This is a genomic window from Candidatus Thiodubiliella endoseptemdiera (genome assembly GCF_964212635.1).
GTDB classification, from domain to species: Bacteria; Pseudomonadota; Gammaproteobacteria; order PS1; family Pseudothioglobaceae; genus Thiodubiliella; species Thiodubiliella endoseptemdiera.
On sequence record NZ_OZ156463.1, the window covers coordinates 1,271,273 to 1,293,160 of the forward strand.

The 21,888-nt window shown below is 38.1% G+C and carries 32 protein-coding genes and 2 pseudogenes; 23 read left to right on the forward strand and 11 right to left on the reverse strand.

The features are described 5' to 3' along the window. Positions 1–4 precede the first annotated feature (4 nt). Genes uppS through AB8525_RS06765 form a run of 4 tightly spaced genes read left to right on the forward strand, consistent with a single transcriptional unit; the run spans position 5 to position 3,443 of the window. Positions 5–694, forward strand: coding sequence for a polyprenyl diphosphate synthase (uppS, locus tag AB8525_RS06750; RefSeq protein ID WP_369177033.1), 690 nt, complete (start codon positions 5–7; stop codon positions 692–694). Next, positions 645–1,493 (forward strand): phosphatidate cytidylyltransferase, encoded by an 849-nt coding sequence (locus AB8525_RS06755; RefSeq protein ID WP_369177035.1) that lies wholly within the window; start codon positions 645–647, stop codon positions 1,491–1,493. The genes uppS and AB8525_RS06755 overlap by 50 nt, the downstream gene beginning before the upstream one ends. Continuing rightward, positions 1,490–2,638: a 1-deoxy-D-xylulose-5-phosphate reductoisomerase gene (ispC, locus tag AB8525_RS06760; protein ID WP_369177036.1), complete on the forward strand. Its 1,149-nt coding sequence runs from the start codon at positions 1,490–1,492 to the stop codon at positions 2,636–2,638. The genes AB8525_RS06755 and ispC overlap by 4 nt, the downstream gene beginning before the upstream one ends. Then, positions 2,631–3,443, forward strand: a complete 813-nt coding sequence (locus AB8525_RS06765; RefSeq protein ID WP_369177038.1) for a peptidoglycan DD-metalloendopeptidase family protein — start codon at positions 2,631–2,633, stop codon at positions 3,441–3,443. Before ispC ends, AB8525_RS06765 begins: the two co-directional genes overlap by 8 nt. On the opposite strand, the gene AB8525_RS06770 is transcribed toward AB8525_RS06765, so the two are convergent. Next, complete coding sequence (locus tag AB8525_RS06770; RefSeq protein WP_369177040.1) at positions 3,444–4,052, reverse strand: hypothetical protein; 609 nt, start codon at positions 4,050–4,052, stop codon at positions 3,444–3,446. It lies immediately after the preceding gene. A gap of 55 nt (positions 4,053–4,107) precedes the next feature. Here AB8525_RS06770 and AB8525_RS06775 point away from each other — a divergent pair, with 55 nt between their 5' ends. Then, on the forward strand, positions 4,108–4,983 hold the full coding sequence (locus AB8525_RS06775; RefSeq protein ID WP_369177042.1) for a phosphoribosylaminoimidazolesuccinocarboxamide synthase: 876 nt from the start codon (positions 4,108–4,110) through the stop codon (positions 4,981–4,983). 1 nt (position 4,984) lies between these two features. Here AB8525_RS06775 and AB8525_RS06780 read toward each other — a convergent pair whose 3' ends face one another. Further along, positions 4,985–5,137: a hypothetical protein gene (locus AB8525_RS06780; protein WP_369149986.1), complete on the reverse strand. Its 153-nt coding sequence runs from the start codon at positions 5,135–5,137 to the stop codon at positions 4,985–4,987. Positions 5,138–5,583: 446 nt separating this feature from the next. Here AB8525_RS06780 and AB8525_RS06785 point away from each other — a divergent pair, with 446 nt between their 5' ends. The 6 genes from AB8525_RS06785 (at position 5,584) to AB8525_RS06810 (ending at position 7,942) form a co-directional block, all read left to right on the forward strand. Further along, positions 5,584–5,760 carry a hypothetical protein gene (locus AB8525_RS06785; RefSeq protein WP_369177044.1) on the forward strand — a complete coding sequence of 59 codons (177 nt, stop codon included), beginning with the start codon at positions 5,584–5,586 and terminating at the stop codon, positions 5,758–5,760. 29 nt (positions 5,761–5,789) lie between these two features. Next, positions 5,790–5,942, forward strand: coding sequence for a hypothetical protein (locus tag AB8525_RS06790; RefSeq protein WP_369177046.1), 153 nt, complete (start codon positions 5,790–5,792; stop codon positions 5,940–5,942). Between the two features lie 384 nt (positions 5,943–6,326). Beyond that, positions 6,327–6,509 carry a transposase gene (locus tag AB8525_RS06795; RefSeq protein WP_369177048.1) on the forward strand — a complete coding sequence of 61 codons (183 nt, stop codon included), beginning with the start codon at positions 6,327–6,329 and terminating at the stop codon, positions 6,507–6,509. Continuing rightward, a complete protein-coding gene (locus AB8525_RS06800; protein WP_369177050.1) occupies positions 6,472–6,996 on the forward strand; it encodes a transposase in 525 nt (174 codons plus the stop codon). Before AB8525_RS06795 ends, AB8525_RS06800 begins: the two co-directional genes overlap by 38 nt. A 116-nt stretch (positions 6,997–7,112) precedes the next feature. After that, complete coding sequence (locus AB8525_RS06805) at positions 7,113–7,340, forward strand: hypothetical protein (protein WP_369177052.1); 228 nt, start codon at positions 7,113–7,115, stop codon at positions 7,338–7,340. Between the two features lie 176 nt (positions 7,341–7,516). Further along, entirely contained in the window at positions 7,517–7,942 is a 426-nt protein-coding gene (locus AB8525_RS06810) for a hypothetical protein (protein ID WP_369177053.1), read from the forward strand. 193 nt (positions 7,943–8,135) lie between these two features. On the opposite strand, the gene AB8525_RS06815 is transcribed toward AB8525_RS06810, so the two are convergent. Beyond that, positions 8,136–8,996: an IS3 family transposase gene (locus AB8525_RS06815; protein WP_369179031.1), complete on the reverse strand. Its 861-nt coding sequence runs from the start codon at positions 8,994–8,996 to the stop codon at positions 8,136–8,138. 11 nt (positions 8,997–9,007) lie between these two features. Then, the gene (locus tag AB8525_RS06820) at positions 9,008–9,334 is read right to left on the reverse strand and encodes a transposase (protein ID WP_369150253.1); all 327 of its coding nucleotides are present in this window, start codon (positions 9,332–9,334) and stop codon (positions 9,008–9,010) included. A gap of 100 nt (positions 9,335–9,434) precedes the next feature. Here AB8525_RS06820 and AB8525_RS06825 point away from each other — a divergent pair. After that, positions 9,435–9,491, forward strand: a pseudogene (locus tag AB8525_RS06825) (VOC family protein); the annotation flags it as partial. On the opposite strand, the gene AB8525_RS06830 reads toward AB8525_RS06825, so the two are convergent. After that, complete coding sequence (locus AB8525_RS06830) at positions 9,473–9,742, reverse strand: hypothetical protein (RefSeq protein ID WP_369150361.1); 270 nt, start codon at positions 9,740–9,742, stop codon at positions 9,473–9,475. The pseudogene AB8525_RS06825 and the gene AB8525_RS06830 overlap by 19 nt on opposite strands. A gap of 322 nt (positions 9,743–10,064) precedes the next feature. Between AB8525_RS06830 and AB8525_RS06835 the strand changes: the two genes are divergently transcribed. From AB8525_RS06835 to AB8525_RS06855, 5 genes are all read left to right on the forward strand, one after another. After that, positions 10,065–10,727, forward strand: a complete 663-nt coding sequence (locus tag AB8525_RS06835; RefSeq protein WP_369149933.1) for a transposase — start codon at positions 10,065–10,067, stop codon at positions 10,725–10,727. Further along, a complete protein-coding gene (locus tag AB8525_RS06840; RefSeq protein WP_369177055.1) occupies positions 10,724–10,903 on the forward strand; it encodes a hypothetical protein in 180 nt (59 codons plus the stop codon). Before AB8525_RS06835 ends, AB8525_RS06840 begins: the two co-directional genes overlap by 4 nt. 94 nt (positions 10,904–10,997) lie before the next feature. Beyond that, positions 10,998–11,660, forward strand: coding sequence for a transposase (locus AB8525_RS06845; protein WP_369149933.1), 663 nt, complete (start codon positions 10,998–11,000; stop codon positions 11,658–11,660). Further along, on the forward strand, positions 11,657–11,818 hold the full coding sequence (locus AB8525_RS06850; protein WP_369177057.1) for a hypothetical protein: 162 nt from the start codon (positions 11,657–11,659) through the stop codon (positions 11,816–11,818). Before AB8525_RS06845 ends, AB8525_RS06850 begins: the two co-directional genes overlap by 4 nt. Positions 11,819–11,849: 31 nt before the next feature. After that, the gene (locus AB8525_RS06855) at positions 11,850–12,512 is read left to right on the forward strand and encodes a transposase (protein ID WP_369176686.1); all 663 of its coding nucleotides are present in this window, start codon (positions 11,850–11,852) and stop codon (positions 12,510–12,512) included. Positions 12,513–12,586: 74 nt separating this feature from the next. On the opposite strand, the gene AB8525_RS06860 is transcribed toward AB8525_RS06855, so the two are convergent. Then, positions 12,587–12,784: a DDE-type integrase/transposase/recombinase gene (locus tag AB8525_RS06860; RefSeq protein WP_369177059.1), complete on the reverse strand. Its 198-nt coding sequence runs from the start codon at positions 12,782–12,784 to the stop codon at positions 12,587–12,589. Positions 12,785–12,907: 123 nt separating this feature from the next. Here AB8525_RS06860 and AB8525_RS06865 point away from each other — a divergent pair, with 123 nt between their 5' ends. From AB8525_RS06865 to AB8525_RS06875, 3 genes are all read left to right on the forward strand, one after another. Beyond that, a complete protein-coding gene (locus tag AB8525_RS06865; protein ID WP_369149933.1) occupies positions 12,908–13,570 on the forward strand; it encodes a transposase in 663 nt (220 codons plus the stop codon). 383 nt (positions 13,571–13,953) lie between these two features. Further along, positions 13,954–14,172 (forward strand): hypothetical protein, encoded by a 219-nt coding sequence (locus tag AB8525_RS06870; RefSeq protein ID WP_369177061.1) that lies wholly within the window; start codon positions 13,954–13,956, stop codon positions 14,170–14,172. A gap of 97 nt (positions 14,173–14,269) precedes the next feature. After that, positions 14,270–14,749 carry a hypothetical protein gene (locus tag AB8525_RS06875; RefSeq protein WP_369177063.1) on the forward strand — a complete coding sequence of 160 codons (480 nt, stop codon included), beginning with the start codon at positions 14,270–14,272 and terminating at the stop codon, positions 14,747–14,749. Between the two features lie 155 nt (positions 14,750–14,904). On the opposite strand, the gene AB8525_RS06880 is transcribed toward AB8525_RS06875, so the two are convergent. Further along, a complete protein-coding gene (locus tag AB8525_RS06880) occupies positions 14,905–15,255 on the reverse strand; it encodes an IS3 family transposase (RefSeq protein WP_369177064.1) in 351 nt (116 codons plus the stop codon). A gap of 31 nt (positions 15,256–15,286) precedes the next feature. On the opposite strand from AB8525_RS06880, the pseudogene AB8525_RS06885 reads away from it, so the two are divergent. After that, positions 15,287–15,343: pseudogene (locus AB8525_RS06885) on the forward strand (VOC family protein); the annotation flags it as partial. On the opposite strand, the gene AB8525_RS06890 reads toward AB8525_RS06885, so the two are convergent. Next, positions 15,325–15,594, reverse strand: coding sequence for a hypothetical protein (locus AB8525_RS06890; RefSeq protein WP_369177066.1), 270 nt, complete (start codon positions 15,592–15,594; stop codon positions 15,325–15,327). The pseudogene AB8525_RS06885 and the gene AB8525_RS06890 overlap by 19 nt on opposite strands. Before the next feature lie 296 nt (positions 15,595–15,890). On the opposite strand from AB8525_RS06890, the gene AB8525_RS06895 reads away from it, so the two are divergent. Both AB8525_RS06895 and AB8525_RS06900 read left to right on the forward strand, forming a co-directional pair. Then, positions 15,891–17,135, forward strand: a complete 1,245-nt coding sequence (locus AB8525_RS06895; RefSeq protein WP_369177067.1) for a 6-phosphofructokinase — start codon at positions 15,891–15,893, stop codon at positions 17,133–17,135. A gap of 243 nt (positions 17,136–17,378) precedes the next feature. After that, positions 17,379–18,539, forward strand: coding sequence for a hypothetical protein (locus AB8525_RS06900; RefSeq protein ID WP_369150365.1), 1,161 nt, complete (start codon positions 17,379–17,381; stop codon positions 18,537–18,539). Between the two features lie 163 nt (positions 18,540–18,702). Here the strand turns inward: AB8525_RS06900 and AB8525_RS06905 are convergent, their stop codons facing one another. From AB8525_RS06905 to AB8525_RS06915, 3 genes are all read right to left on the reverse strand, one after another. Then, the gene (locus AB8525_RS06905; protein ID WP_369177069.1) at positions 18,703–18,882 is read right to left on the reverse strand and encodes a hypothetical protein; all 180 of its coding nucleotides are present in this window, start codon (positions 18,880–18,882) and stop codon (positions 18,703–18,705) included. A 71-nt stretch (positions 18,883–18,953) separates the two neighbouring features. After that, positions 18,954–20,357: a dihydrolipoyl dehydrogenase gene (gene lpdA / locus AB8525_RS06910; RefSeq protein WP_369177070.1), complete on the reverse strand. Its 1,404-nt coding sequence runs from the start codon at positions 20,355–20,357 to the stop codon at positions 18,954–18,956. Beyond that, the gene (locus AB8525_RS06915) at positions 20,350–21,867 is read right to left on the reverse strand and encodes a dihydrolipoyllysine-residue acetyltransferase (RefSeq protein WP_369150371.1); all 1,518 of its coding nucleotides are present in this window, start codon (positions 21,865–21,867) and stop codon (positions 20,350–20,352) included. The genes lpdA and AB8525_RS06915 overlap by 8 nt, the downstream gene beginning before the upstream one ends. Between the last annotated feature and the right edge of the window lie 21 nt (positions 21,868–21,888).

The window sequence follows — 21,888 nt, forward strand, 5'->3', positions numbered from 1 at the left end:
CCTTATGAATATTCCTAAACACATCGCAATTATTATGGACGGCAACGGTCGTTGGGCAAAAAAACGGCTGTTGCCACGAATTGCAGGACATAAAAAAGGCGTGGACACGGTAAAGACGATTGTCAAGTATTGTGGCAAAATTGGTGTTGAAACGCTGACGCTATTTGCGTTTAGCAGTGAAAATAAAAATCGTTCCGATGAAGAAGTAACCTTACTATTTAAGTTGTTTTTAAGTGTGCTTAAAAAAGAGGTTAAAAAACTGAATAAATACAATGTGCGTTTGAAAATTATCGGCGATATGTCATTATTTCCAATTGATGTGCAAAAAATGGCAACCGAAGCTCAAATATTATTATCCAACAACACTGGTCTGACTTTAATAATTGCGGCAAATTACGGCGGGCAATGGGATATTGTTAATGCTTGCAAACAGGCGATTATTGACGGAGTGGCTGCTGATGAACTGAATGAACAAACTTTTGCATCGTATTTAGCATTACAAGGTAATACAGTTGACTTACTCATTCGCAGTAGTGGCGAGCAACGCATCAGTAATTTTTTATTATGGGAGGTGGCTTATAGCGAGTTATACTTTACCAACACGCTATGGCCTGATTTTGATACGGGCGAATTAGACAAGGCGATTGAAAGTTTTAATCATCGTGATAGACGATATGGGGGGCGGAATGAGTGAGTTGGTAAAAAGAATATTAACGGGCAGTGTATTGGCACTGGTTACTGTATGGCTGATTTTTCAATCACCTACTGGCTTTGCAATCGCTGTGGCAATAGTGGCAGTCATCATCGGAGTTGAGTTTACCAAACTCAGCAAAATACCCGCATTGCTATCGTGGTTTATAATGACACTCGCTTTAATGCCACCTATTTTTGAAAACTTTTTACCCGTGTTGGCATTAGAATCGTATTTTATTTTACTGGGATTCGTCAGCATTGCATTTTGGCTTAAAAATTTATATTTAGTCGTTAACTATCCCCATAAAAAACCCAGTAACAACACCTTTAATCAAGCCATCAGTTTGTTTTTATTAATTGCACCGCTGGTTTTCTTACCCCTATTACAGGGAATCAATCAAGACACCGTCTTATTACTATTATTCATTGTTTGGGGTGCAGACAGTATTGCCTATTTTTCAGGCAAAACCTTCGGCAAGCACAAACTTGCACCCAAACTGAGTGGTGGAAAAACCGTTGAAGGCGTGATAGGCGGATTGCTGGGCGTGTTAATAATAACGGGCTTATGGATGCTAATAACCCATAATTTAGATTGGCGCTTTTTGATACTGGGATTCGTTACTGGCATTTTTTCCGTGATTGGCGATTTGTATGAAAGTATCTACAAGCGTGAAGCGGGTGTTAAAGACTCTGGCAATATCCTCCCTGGACATGGGGGAATGTTTGACAGATTAGATGGAATGCTAGCCGCCACACCCATTTTTACCAGCCTATTAATCTTGCTCCAATACACACAATGAAAAACATCACCCTTCTCGGCGCAACTGGATCCATTGGCGATAGCACGCTAGCGGTGATAGCGTTACACCCTGATAAATTCAATATTTTTGCCTTAAGTGCTAATACTAACTGGCAAAAGATGAGAGTATTGTGTGAGAAATTTCAGCCTAAGGTTGTGGTAATGGCAGATGCAATGGCGGCTGAAAAATTATCCAAAGTCGTTAATAATATTGAAGTTTTGCACGGCAGCAATGCACTCAACACCATCGCCGCCCACGACCAAACCGATTATGTCATGGCAGCGATTGTGGGTAGCGCAGGTATGCCGTCAAGCCTAGCCGCTGTCAAGGCGGGAAAACGCATTATGTTGGCGAATAAAGAATCTTTGGTATTAGCGGGTGATTTATTTATGCAAGCAGTAGCAGATAATAACGCCGAACTCATCCCCGTGGATTCCGAACACTGTGCCATCTTCCAATGTTTACAAAGTGGCAAATCAGGGTTAAGTAAAATCCAACTCACCGCCAGCGGAGGGCCTTTCCTGCACACCCCCATTGAACAATTAAAAACCATCACCCCTGACCAAGCCTGCGCCCATCCAAACTGGAGCATGGGGCGTAAAATCTCAGTAGATTCTGCCACGATGATGAATAAAGGTCTAGAACTTATTGAAGCACATTATTTGTTCAATCTGCCCGCTGAAAATATCGATGTAGTAATGCACCCACAGTCTATTATCCATTCATCTGTCTATTACAACGATGGTTCAACCCTATCACAACTTGGCAATCCAGATATGCGCACAGTAATTGCTTACGCACTAAGTTACCCCGATAGAATCACCTCTGGCGTTGCACCGTTAAACTTAGCGGATAATTCACCACTAGAATTTTATGCCCCTGATTTGGATAAATTTGTTTGTTTAAAATTAGCATTTGATGCGCTTAAACAAGGCGGTAACGCCATGGGTACACTCAACGCTGCCAACGAAGTTGCAGTTGATTACTTTTTAAACAACAAAATCAGATTTTTAGATATCGCTGAGATTATTGAACGCACTTTAGACAGCGTGCCACACAGCCGTATTACTTCATTAGAAGATGCCGTTGCCAATGACAAAATAACGCGTGAAGTGGCATGCATAATTGCCCAAAGTTATGCGTAAATATCTACTACTTTTAATTACTACTCTATTTTTTAGCAGCACTAATGCCCTTGAACGAGTGACGATTAATATCACCCGTTCACTCAATTATGATGCACAAAAAGCCCACATCAGTCAAAAAACAGTCAGCAATATTGTTCGTATTTTCTCGTGGAAAATTGACTTCAACAAAGATTTACGCAAAGGCGACCGTTTTATCATCATCGGCAATCGGGGTACTGCACCGAGTGCCATCATCTATATCAGTGGTAGAAAACGCGTCGCTGTTTTTTCTTACATTGATAAATTCGGGCAGCTTAATTATTACGACATCAACGGCAAAAGCCTATATTCATCATTTTTACGAGCACCGTTAAAATACAAACGCATCAGTTCTAAATTCCAAAGAAAACGCTTTCACCCCATCTTAAAAACCTGGCGTCCTCACCGAGCTGTTGATTATTCAGCAAATAGAAACACTCCCGTCTATGCTGCCGCAGATGGTATCATCCAGCGCCGCAAATATATCGGTGCACTCGGCAATGCCGTCTATATCAAACACGGCATAAACTATGTCACCGCCTATGCCCATTTAGCTAAATTTGCCCGCGGATTACGCGTCGGCTCTAAGGTAAAAAAAGGCAAAGTCATCGGCTATGTTGGTTCAACAGGACGCTCAACTGGTCCACACCTACACTACGAATTACGCTACAAAGGCAAACGCAAAAATCCACTCACTTGGCGATTACCCAAGCAGAAAAAAGTATCTAAATCTGATTTAAAACATTTTCAAAGTAGGGCAAAAGCGATTTTGCGTAGTTTGTAATTATTGGCTTTCTAACCAATCACGCCAATTTTTCACCTGCAAAGACCTGCCTCTATTGATAATATAATGTGTTTGATATTGCTGTGCACCTGCCACACGATTTAATACCGCAAAAGTAATTAACTCATCAATGCGTTGTTTGTCCTTGAAACCTGCCACCAAAGATTCATTCCTAATCACTGCAGCCACAAAAGCAGACTGCGGATTAGCACGAGTTTTGACAGATTCTTCGAATAAATTCAACGCCATCAACTCATCTTTCACAAACCCGCTCTCGCCATCAAGCAGATACAAAGCTGCGTCATAAATCGCAGGGTCGTAACCTTTTACTATCAATTTTTCCAACAATTTATTTGCCGTTGTCGCCTGTGGAGAATATCCCATTAAAGAATTACCCGCACGCGTTTGCTTTGACGATTCATACACCGCATCCAAATCATTAAACTGAAACATCCCTCTTAATAACAACCTCTGCCCACTCAGCACCACACTCGGAGATCTGATTTCATTACCTGTTTTAATCAATCTCAGTGCGGTATCACTCAACGGCGAAGCCATCGCCAACTGCGAGAGTAAAATTAAGCCAAAAATTTTTATGATATTATGCATCGGGTTGAATTTTACCACAGACAATGAAATTACTATTTAGGTTAAAATAACGCCTATGAAAACACTTTTCAAAACCTCGCTCAGTCTGCCTCTTATCCAGAAAGGCAAAGTTCGTAACATCTACGACATTGACGAAAAGCGTATGCTCATCGTTACCACCGACCGCCTAAGTGCCTTCGATGTGGTTTTTGACGATCCAATTTCGGGTAAAGGACAAGTGCTAACCGAAGTTGCCAATTTTTGGTTTGAAAAAACCCACCATATCATCGCCAACCAATTAACCCACGAATCGCTTGATAGTGTTTTAACAGCAGAAGAAATTGAGCAAGTGGATGGTCGTGCAGTCATTGTCAAAAAACTCAAGCCCCTTCCTATCGAAGCCATTGTTCGAGGCTATATTATTGGCTCTGGCTGGAAAGACTACCAACAAACAGGCTCAGTTTGTGGCATTAAACTACCAAAAAACCTGCAACTGGCAGAAAAATTACCACAAACACTTTACACACCCTCCAGTAAAGCCGCTGTTGGTGAACACGACCAAAATATTGACTTTGAGCAAACGGTACAACTTGTGGGACAAAATTTAGCACAACAAATCAAAGAGTCCAGTTTAGCACTCTATCAATTTGCAGCGGACTACGCCTTAGAACGAGGCATTATCATTGCTGACACCAAGTTTGAATTTGGCCTAGACGAAGCAAACAAACTGACCTTAATGGACGAAGTACTAACCCCTGACAGTTCACGCTTTTGGTCAAAAACTGATTATCAAGTAGGTATTAGTCCAAAAAGTTTTGACAAACAAATTGTGCGTGATTATCTAGAAACCCTAGGCTGGAATAAAACCCCACCTGCACCAACCCTACCCGAAAATATCGTGCAAAAAACTGCCAAGCAATATCAAGAGATTCAACAAATTTTGTGCAAATAAATTATTTGATGAGACCTTTGCATAAATAGGGATGATTAGCAAAATGACAGATTTTATTAAATTGGAAATTTTTTAAATCCACTCCTAGCAGGGCTAAGGGTGTTTTTAAAAAGTTTGTAATTTGATGAAAGATGGCGTTTTGATGATTATTCATATTTATGCAAAGGTCTCTTGATGTGGTTGTTTGTATAAATGACATAATGCCCGATTTTTATGACGATAGGCGTTATTTTTTTTTGCTATAATACCTGTCAATATTAACAAGTTAAGGCCATGTAAGAAATATTTTTACTTTCAATATCGTATATTAAGTAAAAAGCTAGTTTCAGACCAATAGAGTTGTAAAAATACAACATTTTTACAGGATTTTATTTTTAATATCGGAATATAGGGAAATATGTCCTTATAATAATAGTTAGATGCGACCGCAGGGCGGTCGCATCTAACGGCGTGGCAATAGTAGATTAACTCGTTATCCGCCTGCGGCGTCTAACAAGCCAATCAACCCGACCTAGAGAATTTAAAATAGAGTAAACTCTAAATAAATTACTAGGCGGGTTATTGCCACGCCGTTAGGTATCAATAATAAAAGGAGTGTTTATGACGGAAGGTATGTTGGGCGGTTTTGGTGTTTTAATAATATTGTTTTTAGTTGTTTTAGCAATTCTTTGGTTTTTACTGCCATTTGCTATTTTTGGTACAAAAGATAAATTGGATGCTTTGATTAGTGAAACTAAAAAAATAAATCAAGAGTTAGAAAAGTTAAATTCAAAATAATTTATTTAAATGGAGACCTTTGCATAAATATGAATAATCATCAAAACGCCATCTTTCATCAAATTACAAACTTTTTAAAAACACCCTTAGCCCTGCTAGGAGTGGATTTAAAAAATTTCCAATTTAATAAAATCTGTCATTTTGCTAATCATCCCTATTTATGCAAAGGTCTCAAATGGTAAAAATACCTAACAAATCATTCTACCTGACCGCTGACGCGTCAGGTGATTTCAGGCGTTAGATGCGACCGCAGGGCGGTCGCATCTAACGGCGTGGCAATAGTAGATTAACTCGTTATCCGCCTGCGGCGTCTAACAAGCCAATCAACCCGACCTAGAGAATTTAAAATAGAGTAAACTCTAAATAAATTACTAGGCGGGTTATTGCCACGCCGTTATGCGTAGAAACGAGGAAATATGTGAAAATAATTAGGGTCAGAGGAAAATAATTAGGGTCAGAGTGTGATTAAATGAAATAAATAATGGGGACAGGCTACTTTTTAAAATAAATAATGGGGACAGGCTACTTTTTATGATATAATTCCCCACTTTTACCCCAACACTAAAATGCCACGCATACCAAGAGGTCAAACCCAAGGCGGAATCTATCATATTATCAATAGAGGAAATATGCGTATGCAAGTTTTTGATGATGAGGATGATTACAAGTTTTTCCTAAAATTATTAAAAACAGGGCTAGAAAGAGAGAATATTGAGTTACACGCCTATTGTCTATTGTCTAATGCCTAATCACTTTCATTTATTACTTGTACCACAAGGTGAAAATAGTCTGAGTAAATTTATGCAATGGGTGATGACTTCTCATGTGCGTTATTATCATAAGAAAAACAAAACTTCAGGACATATTTGGCAAGGTAGATTTAAAAGTTTTATTGTTGAAAAAGACAGTTATTATCTAACTTTGATGCGCTATATAGAGGCTAATGCGTTAAGGGCTGATTTAAGCAAAACAGCACAAGATTGGCAATACGGGTCATTATCAGAAAGAGTTTTTAGAAATAGAAAGATATTGAACAAGCCTTATGGAGAACTAGATAACTGGGTGGAATATGTCAATACGCCACAAACTCAAAAAGAAATAGATAAAATCAGAAACAGTATTAATAGACAAGCACCACTTGGCAATGAAAACTGGGTTATAAAAATGGCAAAGAAGCATGGTTTGCTGTCAACTCTAAAGGCTAGAGGAAGACCAAAAAATAAGAAAAAACTATGATAAAAGTAGCCTGTCCCCATTTATTTTGCATTTATTTCAGACAGTCAAAAAGGTGTTCGATAAAATCAAACAAGCTATTTCAGTACACTATTTTGAAAATATGTTAAAATCAACCTATGTCTGAAGAAAGCAGAATTAAAGAAGAGATAGGTTGGTATAAAGTTGCATTCGCTATTTTAATGGCAACATGTATCTCATTATTAGCGTGGCTTGTGGAAAATTATGCAATAGCAAAGCCTGTTATATTGGTCTTATGCTGGATTACTATAGTTGTAGTTATTGCTATAATTGTATTGATTAATCGTAAAGTTTTTAAAAAATTAGATAGATTGGAGGAATTATAAAATGGGTGAATATTTACTTATATCAGCAATTATTGTGTTTATTTTTGGCTTAATTACTATTGCATTTCAAATGCTTAATCATAAATTTCCAAGCCATAAAAACCATCTAACAAATCATTCCACCTGACCACTGACGCATCAGGTGATTTCAGGCGTTATGTGTCAAGGAGTCACGATTGGAATATATAAAGCCTAAGGGGATGCCCGATGAACTTGCAAAAAAGGCACATGATGATGGTTACTATATTGAAGCTATCCAAGCAATACATGGCTGGCTCGAAAATCAGGCAAGATCTTTTTTAATGCTTGTGGGGTGTGTTCACTTCAAATCTGAGCAAAGTGAAACGTGGGATTTATCAGACACTATCTCTTTAAATGATACATTAAAAGTACTGCGAATACTGAACCAGATTAGCACGGAAGAGTTTACCAACTTCAAGAAGTTCAACTCTCTCAGAAACAAAATAGTTCATCAGTACTATAAGGAACCATATGAAAAGGAATATCACGGTATTCCAAAAAGGGAATATGACGAAGTATTCGAAGAAACCATCAGGCAAGCATATTTCTTTACCGAAAAGTGTGAGTCCATAGTTGGGTAAACACATAACAATAAATAATTACAACACACAACACAATAATTACACAATAATTAGGGTCAGAGTGCGGTTCCCCCACTTGACTGGACACCACTTCAATAAATTATACCCTTGTTCTTTTTGATTGAACAATGGGGTTTGGGGGCTTGCCCCCAAATTAGCGAAGCCAACCCAACTTAAGCCTAAAAGGCTTTTGTTAAGTTGGGTAATTCTCCTTATAAAACGCTTGTTCATAATCATTGGGTGAATAATAACCAATCGTTGAATGTCGTCTAATCTTGTTGTAAAACACTTCAATATATTCAAAGATTGCACTTGTTGCTTGTGCTCTGGTTTGGCAGGTTTGTTGATTGACTAGCTCGGTTTTGAGTGTGTTAAAGAAGCTCTCAGCAACTGCATTATCATAGCATTCTCCTTTTCTACTCATGCTTTGGGTAATGTTATTTGCTTTAAATAATGCTAAATACTCATAAGCCCTGTAAGTAGAACCTTGATCTGAATGCAGTAATACTTGCTGTTGTCTTGGCTTGTTTTTGATTGCCATGCTCAGGGCGTCAATTACGAGCGCTGTGTCATTATTCTTGCCCATTGACCAACCAGCAACTTTGCGTGAGTATAAATCAATCACAGTTGCTAAATACAACCAACCTTGCTGCGTCCAAACAAAGGTAGTGTCGCTTACCCATTTGCTATTGGGTGTTGTTGCAATAAATTCCCTGTTCAGTATATTACTAGCAAAGTTAATATTGTTTCTAGGTATTTTTGCCTTTTTATGGCGAATACTAAAATGGGCATATATGTTGTTCTTGTTCATCAGCCTCGCCACTTTATTCAGGCTAACCTTAACGCCTTGGGCTTTTAGTTCGTGATAAATCCTAGGCGAACCATAGGTTTGCCTACTATTTTTAAAGGCTTGAATGATTTGTAATACGATTTTATCGTTCTGCCTACTTCTAGGGCTTTGTGGCGTATGCTTCCAGTAGTAGTATCCGCTCTTGGATACCTGCATACAGCGACACAAAACAGTGATTGGGTAGTTTATCGCCTCTGAGGCGATAAACTTAAATCTTAACTGTTTTGACCTTTGAAGAAGGCTTGAGCCTTTTTTAGGATTTCTACCTCCATTTGAGCCAGTTTAAGGTCTTTTGCAAGTTGTTTGTTTTGCTTTAATAACGCCGAATGTGTTGCTTTGTGATGTGCTGTGTTGGCGGTATCGGCGGTTCTTTTAAAGGCTTTATCTTGTTTTTGATTCAATTCAATCCTCCATTTGTAGATCATGTTTCTGCGTAAACCTAAATCTCTTGCAAGCTGTGCAATGCAAGTATTTGGTTGATTTGCTAGTGCTAGGGTTTCTAGTTTAAAGGCTTTGGTGAAGGCTGTGTATTTTCTTGTCATTTTGGACTCCTAAATGTTAAAATTTAGTGTCCAGTTTATTGGGGGAGCTTCAGAGTGTAATTTATTCATTATTTCTTTACCCTAGAGACCTTTGCATACAATGTTACGCGTCGGGGATATGGACAAATCCATTGCTTTTTATACCAAAGTTTTGGGATGGGTGGCAGAAGTTTTGCGATGGTTTTTAAAAGTTTTGCGGTGGATGTTAGAAATATTGCGGTAGATGTTACTTTTAGGAATAAGGGTTATTATTTTAGTGTTAGAGAGACCTTTGCATAAATAGGGATGATTAGCAAAATGACAGATTTTATTAAATTGGAAATTTTTTAAATCCACTCCTAGCAGGGCTAAGGGTGTTTTTAAAAAGTTTGTAATTTGATGAAAGATGGCGTTTTGATGATTATTCATATTTATGCAAAGGTCTCTTAGAGATAAAAAACTACGAATAAGTGTGGCTGGGTGTTGGATGGCTTTATTGAGCGGCGTGCAGGGAGTGTTGGGGTTAGCACTTGCTCCGTTTGAATTGATAAAAAATAGTTGTCGAACCTATGGGTGGGACTAATATTTTTTTGCAAACACAGATGAGGTAAGGGATAGCACTATCTTTGCAATCTCTACTTTTGGATTAGGGTGTAATTTTCATTAATAATTCATATGCCTGCACTGGGAAAAATAATGGGGACAGGCTACTTTTTATGATATAATTCCCCACTTTTACCCCAACACTAAAATGCCACGCATACCAAGAGGTCAAACCCAAGGCGGAATCTATCATATTATCAATAGAGGAAATATGCGTATGCAAGTTTTTGATGATGAGGATGATTACGAGTTTTTCCTAAAATTATTAAAAACAGGGCTAGAAAGAGAGAATATTGAGTTACACGCCTATTGTCTAATGCCTAATCACTTTCATTTATTACTTGTACCACAAGGTGAAAATAGTCTGAGTAAATTTATGCAATGGGTGATGACTTCTCATGTGCGTTATTATCATAAGAAAAACAAAACCTCAGGACATATTTGGCAAGGTAGATTTAAAAGTTTTATTGTTGAAAAAGACAGTTATTATCTAACTTTGATGCGCTATATAGAGGCTAATGCGTTAAGGGCTGATTTAAGCAAAACAGCACAAGATTGGCAATACGGGTCATTATCAGAAAGAGTTTTTAGAAATAGAAAGATATTGAACAAGCCTTATGGAGAACTAGATAACTGGGTGGAATATGTCAATACGCCACAAACTCAAAAAGAAATAGATAAAATCAGAAACAGTATTAATAGACAAGCACCACTTGGCAATGAAAACTGGGTTATAAAAATGGCAAAGAAGCATGGTTTGCTGTCAACTCTAAAGGCTAGAGGAAGACCAAAAAATAAGAAAAAACTATGATAAAAGTAGCCTGTCCCCATTTATTTTCCCCATTTATTTTTTATTTTCCCATTTATTCCCCCCATTTATTCCCTGTAGATGGTTACATGGATAAAGCCGAAGACTTTGAAAGAGGAGTTGGTGAATATATTTATGACACTAGCTACGATACAGACAGTCAAAAAGGTGTTCGATAAAATCAAACAAGCTATTTCAGTACACTATTTTGTAAAATAATGGGGACAGGCTACTTTTTATGATATAATTCCCCACTTTTACCCCAACACTAAAATGCCACGCATACCAAGAGGTCAAACCCAAGGCGGAATCTATCATATTATCAATAGAGGAAATATGCGTATGCAAGTTTTTGATGATGAGGATGATTACGAGTTTTTCCTAAAATTATTAAAAACAGGGCTAGAAAGAGAGAATATTGAGTTACACGCCTATTGTCTAATGCCTAATCACTTTCATTTATTACTTGTACCACAAGGTGAAAATAGTCTGAGTAAATTTATGCAATGGGTGATGACTTCTCATGTGCGTTATTATCATAAGAAAAACAAAACCTCAGGACATATTTGGCAAGGTAGATTTAAAAGTTTTATTGTTGAAAAAGACAGTTATTATCTAACTTTGATGCGCTATATAGAGGCTAATGCGTTAAGGGCTGACTTAAGCAAAACAGCACAAGATTGGCAATACGGGTCATTATCAGAAAGAGTTTTTAGAAATAGAAAGATATTGAACAAGCCTTATGGAGAACTAGATAACTGGGTGGAATATGTCAATACGCCACAAACTCAAAAAGAAATAGATAAAATCAGAAACAGTATTAATAGACAAGCACCACTTGGCAATGAAAACTGGGTTATAAAAATGGCAAAGAAGCATGGTTTGCTGTCAACTCTAAAGGCTAGAGGAAGACCAAAAAATAAGAAAAAACTATGATAAAAGTAGCCTGTCCCCATTTATTTTTTATTTTCCCATTTATTCCCCCCCATTTATTCCCTGTAGATGGTTACATGGATAAAGCCGAAGACTTTGAAAGAGGAGTTGGTGAATATATTTATGACACTAAAATAATGGGGACAGGCTACTTTTTATGATATAATTCCCCACTTTTACCCCAACACTAAAATGCCACGCATACCAAGAGGTCAAACCCAAGGCGGAATCTATCATATTATCAATAGAGGAAATATGCGTATGCAAGTTTTTGATGATGAGGATGATTACGAGTTTTTCCTAAAATTATTAAAAACAGGGCTAGAAAGAGAGAATATTGAGTTACACGCCTATTGCCTGATGCCTAATCACTTTCATTTATTACTTGTACCACAAGGTGAAAATAGTCTGAGTAAATTTATGCAATGGGTGATGACTTCTCATGTGCGTTATTATCATAATAAAAACAAAACTTCAGGACATATTTGGCAAGGTAGATTTAAAAGTTTTATTGTTGAAAAAGACAGTTATTATCTAACTTTGATGCGCTATATAGAGGCTAATGCATTAAGGGCTGATTTAAGCAAAACAGCACAAGATTGGCAATACGGGTCATTATCAGAAAGAGTTTTTAGAAATAGAAAGATATTGAACAAGCCTTATGGAGAACTAGATAACTGGGTGGAATATGTCAATACGCCACAAACTCAAAAAGAAATAGATAAAATCAGAAACAGTATTAATAGACAAGCACCACTTGGCAATGAAAACTGGGTTATAAAAATGGCAAAGAAGCATGGTTTGCTGTCAACTCTAAAGGCTAGAGGAAGACCAAAAAATAAGAAAAAACTATGATAAAAGTAGCCTGTCCCCATTTATGCCATTTATTTCTGTCCCCATTTATTTCCCCATTTATTCATTGTCCCCATTTATTCATTATCATAGTATTCTCCTTTTCTACTCATGCTTTGGGTAATGTTATTTGCTTTAAATAATGCTAAATACTCATAAGCCCTGTAAGTAGAACCTTGATCTGAATGCAGTAATACTTGCTGTTGTCTTGGCTTGTTTTTGATTGCCATGCTCAGAGCGTCAATTACGAGCACTGTGTCATTATTCTTGCCCATTGACCAACCAGAACAAAATAATGGGGACAGGCTACTTTTTATGATATAATTCCCCACTTTTAAAAATAATGGGGACAGGCTACTTTTTATGATATAATTCCCCACTTTTACCCCAACACTAAAATGCCACGCATACCAAGAGGTCAAACCCAAGGCGGAATCTATCATATTATCAATAGAGGAAATATGCGTATGCAAGTTTTTGATGATGAGGATGATTACGAGTTTTTCCTAAAATTATTAAAAACAGGGCTAGAAAGAGAGAATATTGAGTTACACGCCTATTGTCTAATGCCTAATCACTTTCATTTATTACTTGTACCACAAGGTGAAAATAGTCTGAGTAAATTTATGCAATGGGTGATGACTTCTCATGTGCGTTATTATCATAAGAAAAACAAAACCTCAGGACATATTTGGCAAGGTAGATTTAAAAGTTTTATTGTTGAAAAAGACAGTTATTATCTAACTTTGATGCGCTATATAGAGGCTAATGCGTTAAGGGCTGATTTAAGCAAAACAGCACAAGATTGGCAATACGGGTCATTATCAGAAAGAGTTTTTAGAAATAGAAAGATATTGAACAAGCCTTATGGAGAACTAGATAACTGGGTGGAATATGTCAATACGCCACAAACTCAAAAAGAAATAGATAAAATCAGAAACAGTATTAATAGACAAGCACCACTTGGCAATGAAAACTGGGTTATAAAAATGGCAAAGAAGCATGGTTTGCTGTCAACTCTAAAGGCTAGAGGAAGACCAAAAAATAAGAAAAAACTATGATAAAAGTAGCCTGTCCCCATTTATGTATGTCCAGTCAAGTGGGGGAACCGCAATGTGTCCCCATTTATGTGTCTCCATTTATGTCCCCATTTATTTTGCTGTGTATTTTCTTGTCATTTTGGACTCCTAAATGTTAAAATTTAGTGTCCAGTTTATTGGGGGAGTTTCAAAAAACAATAATTTATGAAGATAAAAAACCTAACAAATCATTCCACTAGGCCGCTTATGCGCCAGGTGAATTCAGGCGTTAGGTGTTAAAAATATAAACATGTACAAAACATGTATATAAAAAGATATTTGTAAAATGCCTTTTATAGTATATAATTTATACTTATTGCACTTGAGTAGTTGGTGCATATTAATTAACTGTTGGAGAAAAACTAATGAAAATAACTAAATCGAGTATAGAATTTGATAATGTCTTGCGTGCGGCAACCAGTATTAATGACGCCAAACGAACTGTTAAAATTGATAGTTATTCATTTTCCAATATTAATTCAAAAGGCGACTTTAAACAAATCAATAGTATTAGCGATTTAGAGGCATTGCATGATATTGGTGTTAAATCTGCAAAAAGTACTTTTGCGATAATGAATGATTAACTTGTTATAAATTATAAAAAAAGCGCCTTTTAGGTGCTTTTTTTGAGGTAAAAAAATGATATTTTCAGACAATGAAACTATAGACTATTGTGAAATTATGGCGTTAGTTGATAGTTTTGCCAAAGAAAATTCTGCAGAAATTGTAGTTAATGAAGATAAGTTATTTTATATGATAAAAAGAATTCACACTGACTTTCCATGTATTAATGGTGCAAACAATGCAAATGTTTTTAAAAAATCAGCTGCTTTCTTATGTGAATTTGTTGGCGAGCAAGTAGTAGAAAACTTTGAATGCTCAATGTCGGATAAACTTAAAAAAATAGCAAATAACGGAAGTGCAATTATTGCATTTCATATCGTTACTACAATGCTGAACAACGCAACAGTACAAAATGGACAAGAAAGTATACAAAACCCTATCGAATTATCAAAGCATTCATACATTGATATTATCGATGCATTAAGTCGTATTACACTACAAGGCAGTTTTATGCTGGTTACAGTTTTATTAGAACAGTTAGTATACAAAACAAACCCTAGCCTGCAATACGATACCAATAAATTATCAACTACCTAACAAATTAATCAAAGGGGTCAGAATGCGATTCCCCCACTTGACTGGACACCACTTCAATAAATTATACCCTTGTTCTTTTTGATTGAACAATGGGGTTTGGGGGCTTGCCCCCCAAATTGGCGAAGCCAACCCAACTTAAGCCTAAAAGGCTTTTGTTAAGTTGGGTAATTCTCCTTATAAAACGCTTGTTCATAATCATTGGGTGAATAATAACCAATCGTTGAATGTCGTCTAATCTTGTTGTAAAACACTTCAATATATTCAAAGATTGCACTTGTTGCTTGCGCTCTGGTTTGGTAGGTTTGTTGATTGACTAGCTCGGTTTTGAGTGTATTAAAAAAGCTCTCAGCGACTGCATTATCATAGTATTCTCCTTTTCTACTCATGCTTTGGGTAATGTTATTTGCTTTAAATAATGCTAAATACTCATAAGCCCTGTAAGTAGAACCTTGATCTGAATGCAGAGAATAATTAGAATAATTAGGGTCAGAGTGTAATTTATTCATTATTTCTTTACCCTAGAGACCTTTGCATACAATGTTACGCGTCGGGGATATGGACAAATCCATTGCTTTTTATACCAAAGTTTTGGGATGGGTGGCAGAAGTTTTGCGATGGTTTTTAAAAGTTTTGCGGTGGATGTTAGAAATATTGCGGTAGATGTTACTTTTGGGAATAAGGGTTATTATTTTAGTGTTAGAGAGACCTTTGCATAAATAGGGATGATTAGCAAAATGACAGATTTTATTAAATTGGGAATTTTTTAAATCCACTCCTAGCAGGGCTAAGGGTGTTTTTAAAAAGTTTGTAATTTGATGAAAGATGGCGTTTTGATGATTATTCATATTTATGCAAAGGTCTCTTAGAGATAAAAAACTACGAATAAGTGTGGCTGGGTGTTGGATGGCTTTATTGAGCGGCGTGCAGGGAGTGTTGGGGTTAGCACTTGCTCCGTTTGAATTGATAAAAAATAGTTGTCGAACCTATGGGTGGGACTAATATTTTTTTGCAAACACAGATGAGGTAAGGGATAGCACTATCTTTGCAATCTCTACTTTTGGATTAGGGTGTAATTTTCATTAATAATTCATATGCCTGCACTGTATAATTATCTTTTTTTTAAATTAAAGGAATATAACTAATGAAAAATGCTTTTTATGCACAATCTGGTGGTGTAACAGCCGTAATCAACGCTTCGGCTTGTGGTGTTATTGAAACTGCACGCAAATTTCCGGACAAAATCGGCACGGTTTACGCAGGTCAAAATGGCATTATTGGTGCTTTAATGGAAAATTTAATTGATACTTCTAAAGAATCTGATGCGGATATTTCTGCGTTGAAGCACACGCCTTCGGGTGGTTTTGGTTCTTGTCGTTATAAGATGAAATCTTTAGAGGCAAATAAGGCAGAATACGAAAGATTGATTGAAGTGTTTAAAGCACACGACATTGGTTATTTCTTTTACAATGGGGGGGGTGATTCTGCTGACACTTGTTTGAAAGTTTCACAATTATCGGAGTCTATGGGTTACCCCATCCAAGCAATTCATGTGCCTAAAACGGTTGATAATGATTTGCCAGTAACGGACAATTGCCCAGGTTTTGGTTCGGTGGCAAAATACATTGCAGTTTCCACGATGGAAGCCAGTTTTGATGTTGCATCAATGGCTGCCACTTCGACTAAAATTTTCGTTTTAGAAGTGATGGGTCGTCATGCAGGTTGGATTGCAGCAGCAGGTGGTTTGGTTGATGATTCAATTCCGGTAGTGATTTTATTTCCAGAAATTGAATTTGATGAAAAGGCATTCCTTGCTAAGGTTGATGCCAATGTTAAAGAATTTGGCTACTGCACAATCGTAGTGTCTGAAGGCACACAATGGCCAGATGGTCGTTTCCTTGCCGAACAAGGCACGCGTGATGACTTTGGTCACGCACAACTTGGCGGCGCAGCACCCGTTGTTGCTAACTTAATTAAAGACGCTTTGGGTTACAAATATCACTGGGCTGTTGCAGACTATTTACAGCGTGCAGCGCGTCATTTGGCGTCTAAGTCCGATGTTGAACAAGCATACGCATTAGGCGAAGCGGCGGTTAACTTGGCAATGGAAGGTAAAAACTCTGTCATGCCTGCCATTATTCGCACCTCAAACAACCCATATACTTGGGAAATTGGTATGGGTGAGTTGAAAGACATCGCTAATGTTGAGAAAATGATGCCAATGGATTACATTACTAAGGACGGTTTTGGTATTACTGATGCCTGTCGTGAGTATTTACAGCCACTAATTGAGGGGGAAGACTATCCACCATACAAGAATGGTTTACCAGATTATGTGGTAATGAAAAAAGCAATGGTTGCGAAAAAATTACCGACTTTTGAAGTTTAATTTTTAACGCAAAATTTAAGGGGGTCTATGTTGCATAAGTAACATAGACCCTTTTTATTAATATAAAGAGACCTTTGCATAAATAGGAATAATCATCAAAACGCCATCTTTCATCAAATTGAAAATCTTTTAAAAACACCCTTAGCCCTACTAGGAGTGAATTTAAAAAATTCCCAATTTAATAAAATCTGTCATTTTGCTAATCATTTCTATTTATGCAAAAGCCTCTAAAGAGAGAAAAATATGCCAACTGGTCCAAGAGAAATTAACACCCCTTTCCGCCCCATCCCATTAGAAGTGCCTGAGGGAATGAAACCGAATGAGTTTTTTAATTCACCGGAAAATTTAGCCGATTTAGCCGACAATAACGGTCTGCTCACCAATGATGAGGATTTATTGCTTTATAGAAAAGCGTTAGGGCATTCAAACGAGTTTGATTGTTCTATCATTTATAACACATCGCAAAAAATTCTAAACCCATTGGGCAGACCCGTTAGACGCACCCAAGTGCCTGATAATGTCAAGAATGTTTGGAATCGTATGAACCAAATTATCATTGGCTTTATGTTGGAACAATATCCTGATCCAGCCAAGCATCTTATTTTGGCTGGTGAAGCATCGTTGGATTCTACTTGGCCAATCACTTCACCGGGTGTGCCGAGTATTCGTATGCTACACAACCATTTTATCGTATTTGATAAGCAACAACTCAAAGACGCTAAATTAACTGATGCCAACAATCCTAACTTAACCGATGGTGGACAACATTCTGTCTTTGCGGCTTATATGAAAGATGTGTATGTGGAATTTTTGTCCTCACTAGACCTTGAAATCCTTAAGCCCGTGGTCGGAGAATCATCCAGTCTTTCACTCACTGGCTATCCACAAGGTTTAACCAGTTGGGAAATACAGGGCGGTATTGAGAGTTTAAAAAACATCGGTTTTTGGCACGAATACGATCAAATTCTTAAAGGCTTTTTAGATTTTTACCGCACTTTTTTTGCACAAGTGTCTAGCAGAAATTCAGGTGTGCCAAAAAATGCTTACTTCGCCAAAGAAATCGAAAAAACACTGTTGTTTAATAATGATTTTTTATCTGCCGCCAAACAAGTGCGTGATAAATGTCTAAGCGACGCAAAATATGCCTCAGACATTCGATGGCAACCCGCCTTTAAACAACTTATCTATCGTGATGATCAAGGTCGGTTAATTGTTACCATCTCGCAAAATTCAATTGGCAATGCCATCACTGAATTATTAGGCGTTGTTGTCAAGCGTGTGCCTGATGCAGAGGCTTATGAACAGGCTGAACCTGCATTGATTGAGAAGTTACTTAAAGTGCGTTCACGGTTGATTGAGGCAGACTTAGGTCATAGTATTGAAACTAAATACTGGGATAAATAAAGACCTTAAAAAGTAAAAAATAGTGGCTGGTAATTTCAGTTGCTTACAGTTTGCAAGAAATTGAAAATTTTCCTTTGATAGACTGTGTTTTAAAACATTTCAATAATTTTTTTTAGCTTTTTATAATCGTGCTGTTCGGTCAAAACTGTGACAATATCAATAACTAAGAAAAACCATTTTTCTTGTTTTTTATCAAAATGAGACCTTTGCATAAATAGGGATGATTAGCAAAATGACAGATTTTATTAAATTGGAAATTTTTTAAATCCACTCCTAGCAGGGCTAAGGGTGTTTTTAAAAAGTTTGTAATTTGATGAAAGATGGCGTTTTGATGATTATTCATATTTATGCAAAGGTCTCAAAATGACAGCAGATTTTAAAATCTTCAAACAGTTGTGATTTTTTCAGCCATTATTATCTTTTCTTTGGCGGCAGCAGGTCGGTAATAGTACCTTCTGCCATTTCCACGGCGAAGGCGGTGGTTTCGCTGAGGGTGGGGTGGGCGTGGATGGTGAGGGCGATGTCGCTCATTGTGCAGCCCATTTCGATGGCTAAGGTTGGCTCGGCAATTAACTCGCCAGCGTTGGTGCCGCAGATGCCCATGCCGATAATGCGGTGGGTTTTTTTATCGAATAGGGCTTTTGAAACGCCTTCGTCTCGAGAGATGCTGAGGCTTCTGCCTGAGGCTGCCCAAGGGAATTTGCCAACTTGGTATTCGATGCCTTCGGCTTTGAGTTGTTTTTCAGTTTTGCCTGTCCAAGCGACTTCGGGGTCGGTGTAGGCGACAGAGGGGATGGTTAAAGCGTCAAAACCTGATTTGTGTCCGCAGATAACTTCGGCGGCGACTTTGGCTTCATGCACGGCTTTGTGGGCGAGCATGGGTTGTCCGACGATGTCGCCGATGGCGTAGATGTTTTGGATGTTGGTTTTCATTTGTTTATCGACTTTGATAAAACCCCAGTCATCAACATTCACACCTGCTTTTTCGCAGTCAATGCGTTTGCCATTAGGCGAGCGTCCAATAGAGACTAAAACTTTATCAAAAGTGTCAATACTGGGGGCATTTTTGCCTTCAAAGCCGACTTTGATGCCGTCAGTTTGTGCGTCCATACTAATGACTTTGGTGTTTAGGAAAATATTGGCGTATTGTTTGTTAATGCGTCTGAATAATGGATTAACAATGTCTTTATCGGCAGCGGCAATAAGTTGATCGGCTAATTCAACTACGGTGATTTCACTACCGAGTGCGTCATATACAGTTGCCATTTCTAAGCCGATAATGCCGCCGCCGACGATGAGCAGGCGTTTTGGCACATTTTCTAAGTCTAAGGCATCGGTTGAATCCATAACGCGCGAGTCATCAAATGGGAAGGCTGGGATTTTAGTAACGCGTGAGCCAGCGGCAATAATAGCGTGTTCAAATTCGATAATTTCATCGGTGTCTGCAATTTTGATTTGGGTATTGGAGATAAATTTGCCATAACCAGTAACAACTTGCACACCTCTTGCTTTTGCTAGGGCTTTGATGCCACCTGTTAATTTACTCACCACATCGTCTTTATTTTGTCGCACAGCGTCAATGTCAATTTCTGGCTCGTTAAAAGTGATGCCAAGGTGTTGTGCCTGTGCGGCTTCATTAATGATTTCTGCGGTGTGTAGTAGTGCTTTTGAAGGGATGCAGCCGACATTTAAGCATACACCGCCGAGGTTTTCATAGCGTTCAATCAGGACAACTTTTTTGCCTAAATCTGCAGCACGAAAGGCAGCAGTGTAACCACCAGGGCCAGAGCCGATAACGACCACTTGTGTTTTAATCATAATTTGCCTCGCTTAAGATGTTGTTAAGTTCTGCCATAAAACGACCACCTTGTGCACCGTCAATCACTCGGTGGTCATAAGACAAGGCAAGTGGCAGGGTTAATTCTGGCACGAAGTTTTTGCCGTTCCAACTTGGTTTGTTGAATGAACGAGATACGCCTAAAATGGCAACTTCTGGGGCGTTGACAATGGGGGTGAATTGGGTGCCACCGATGCCGCCAAGACTGGAAATGGTAAAACCTGCGCCTTGCATATCTTTAGGGCTGAGTTTGCCATTTCGGGCTTTGGCGGAAGTTTGTGCTAATTCTGTGGCAAGTTCAAGTAAGGATTTTTGTTCAACATCTTTGATGACGGGGACGACTAAGCCATTTGGCGTATCCATGGCGATACCGAGATTGAAGTATTTTTTGATGATTAAGTTTTCACCCGACTCATCTAATGAGGCATTAAAGCGTGGATGTGCTTGTAAGGCTTGCACTACCCCTTTCATAATGAATACTAAAGGGGTTAATTTAACGCCGTTAGCTTTTTGTTCTTGTCGATAGGTTTCCATTTTGTCGATATTGACTTCGTCAAACTGAGTAACATGAGGGATATTGAGCCAGCAGGCGGTTAAATGTTTGCCTGAAAGTTTGTTGATTCTTGTAAGAGGTTGAATCTCTAGCAGTCCAAATTTAGAGAAGTCAATCACTGGGGTTTTAGGCAATCCGCCTGTACCGCCTGAGGTGATGATTTGTTTTACATAGCCTTTAAGGTCAGTGTCTAGTATTCTACTTTTTTGTCCTGTGCCAGTAACATTGGATAAATCAACGCCGAGTTCTCGTGCCAATTTGCGGATAGAAGGGGAGGCGTGAGAGTCTCCTTTGGGGGTCGTTGATACTGATTGGTCTAGAGTTTGTGGTGCTGGTGTGTTTGTAGGTTTTGGTGCGGGAGCAGCGGTTGGTTTTGGCGCGGTGTCTTTTGTTACTACGGCTTCAACGCTGGTGCTTTTAATATTAAGAATTAAATCGCCTAATTTAACTTTGTCACCCAAAGCAACATTAATATCAATAACTTTACCTGCTAGGGGGGTTGGGATTTCCATTGAGGCTTTATCGCTTTCAAGGGTGATAATGCCATCTTCTTCGGATAATACATCACCTGCATTCACCAAGATTTCGATGACTTCAACTTCGTCAAAATCACCAATATCTGGCACAACGACGGGTAGTATTTTGGGTTCTGCACTAACTACCTTCGCTACTTCTTCGACAATTTCCGCATCATTTCCTACACTTTTGATGGATAAAATGATGTCATCTTGTTTAATTTTATCGCCTAATGTTACTTTGATTTCAGCAATAACTCCTGCAAAAGGGGCGGGGATTTCCATTGAAGCCTTATCGCTTTCAAGCGTTATTATGCCATCATCTTCTGCAACTGTGTCGCCAACAGCGACTAAAATCTCAATGACTTCAACTTCATCAAAGTCGCCAATATCAGGTAATGGTACATTTTTAATTTCGGACATAGGACACAGTGTAATTATAAA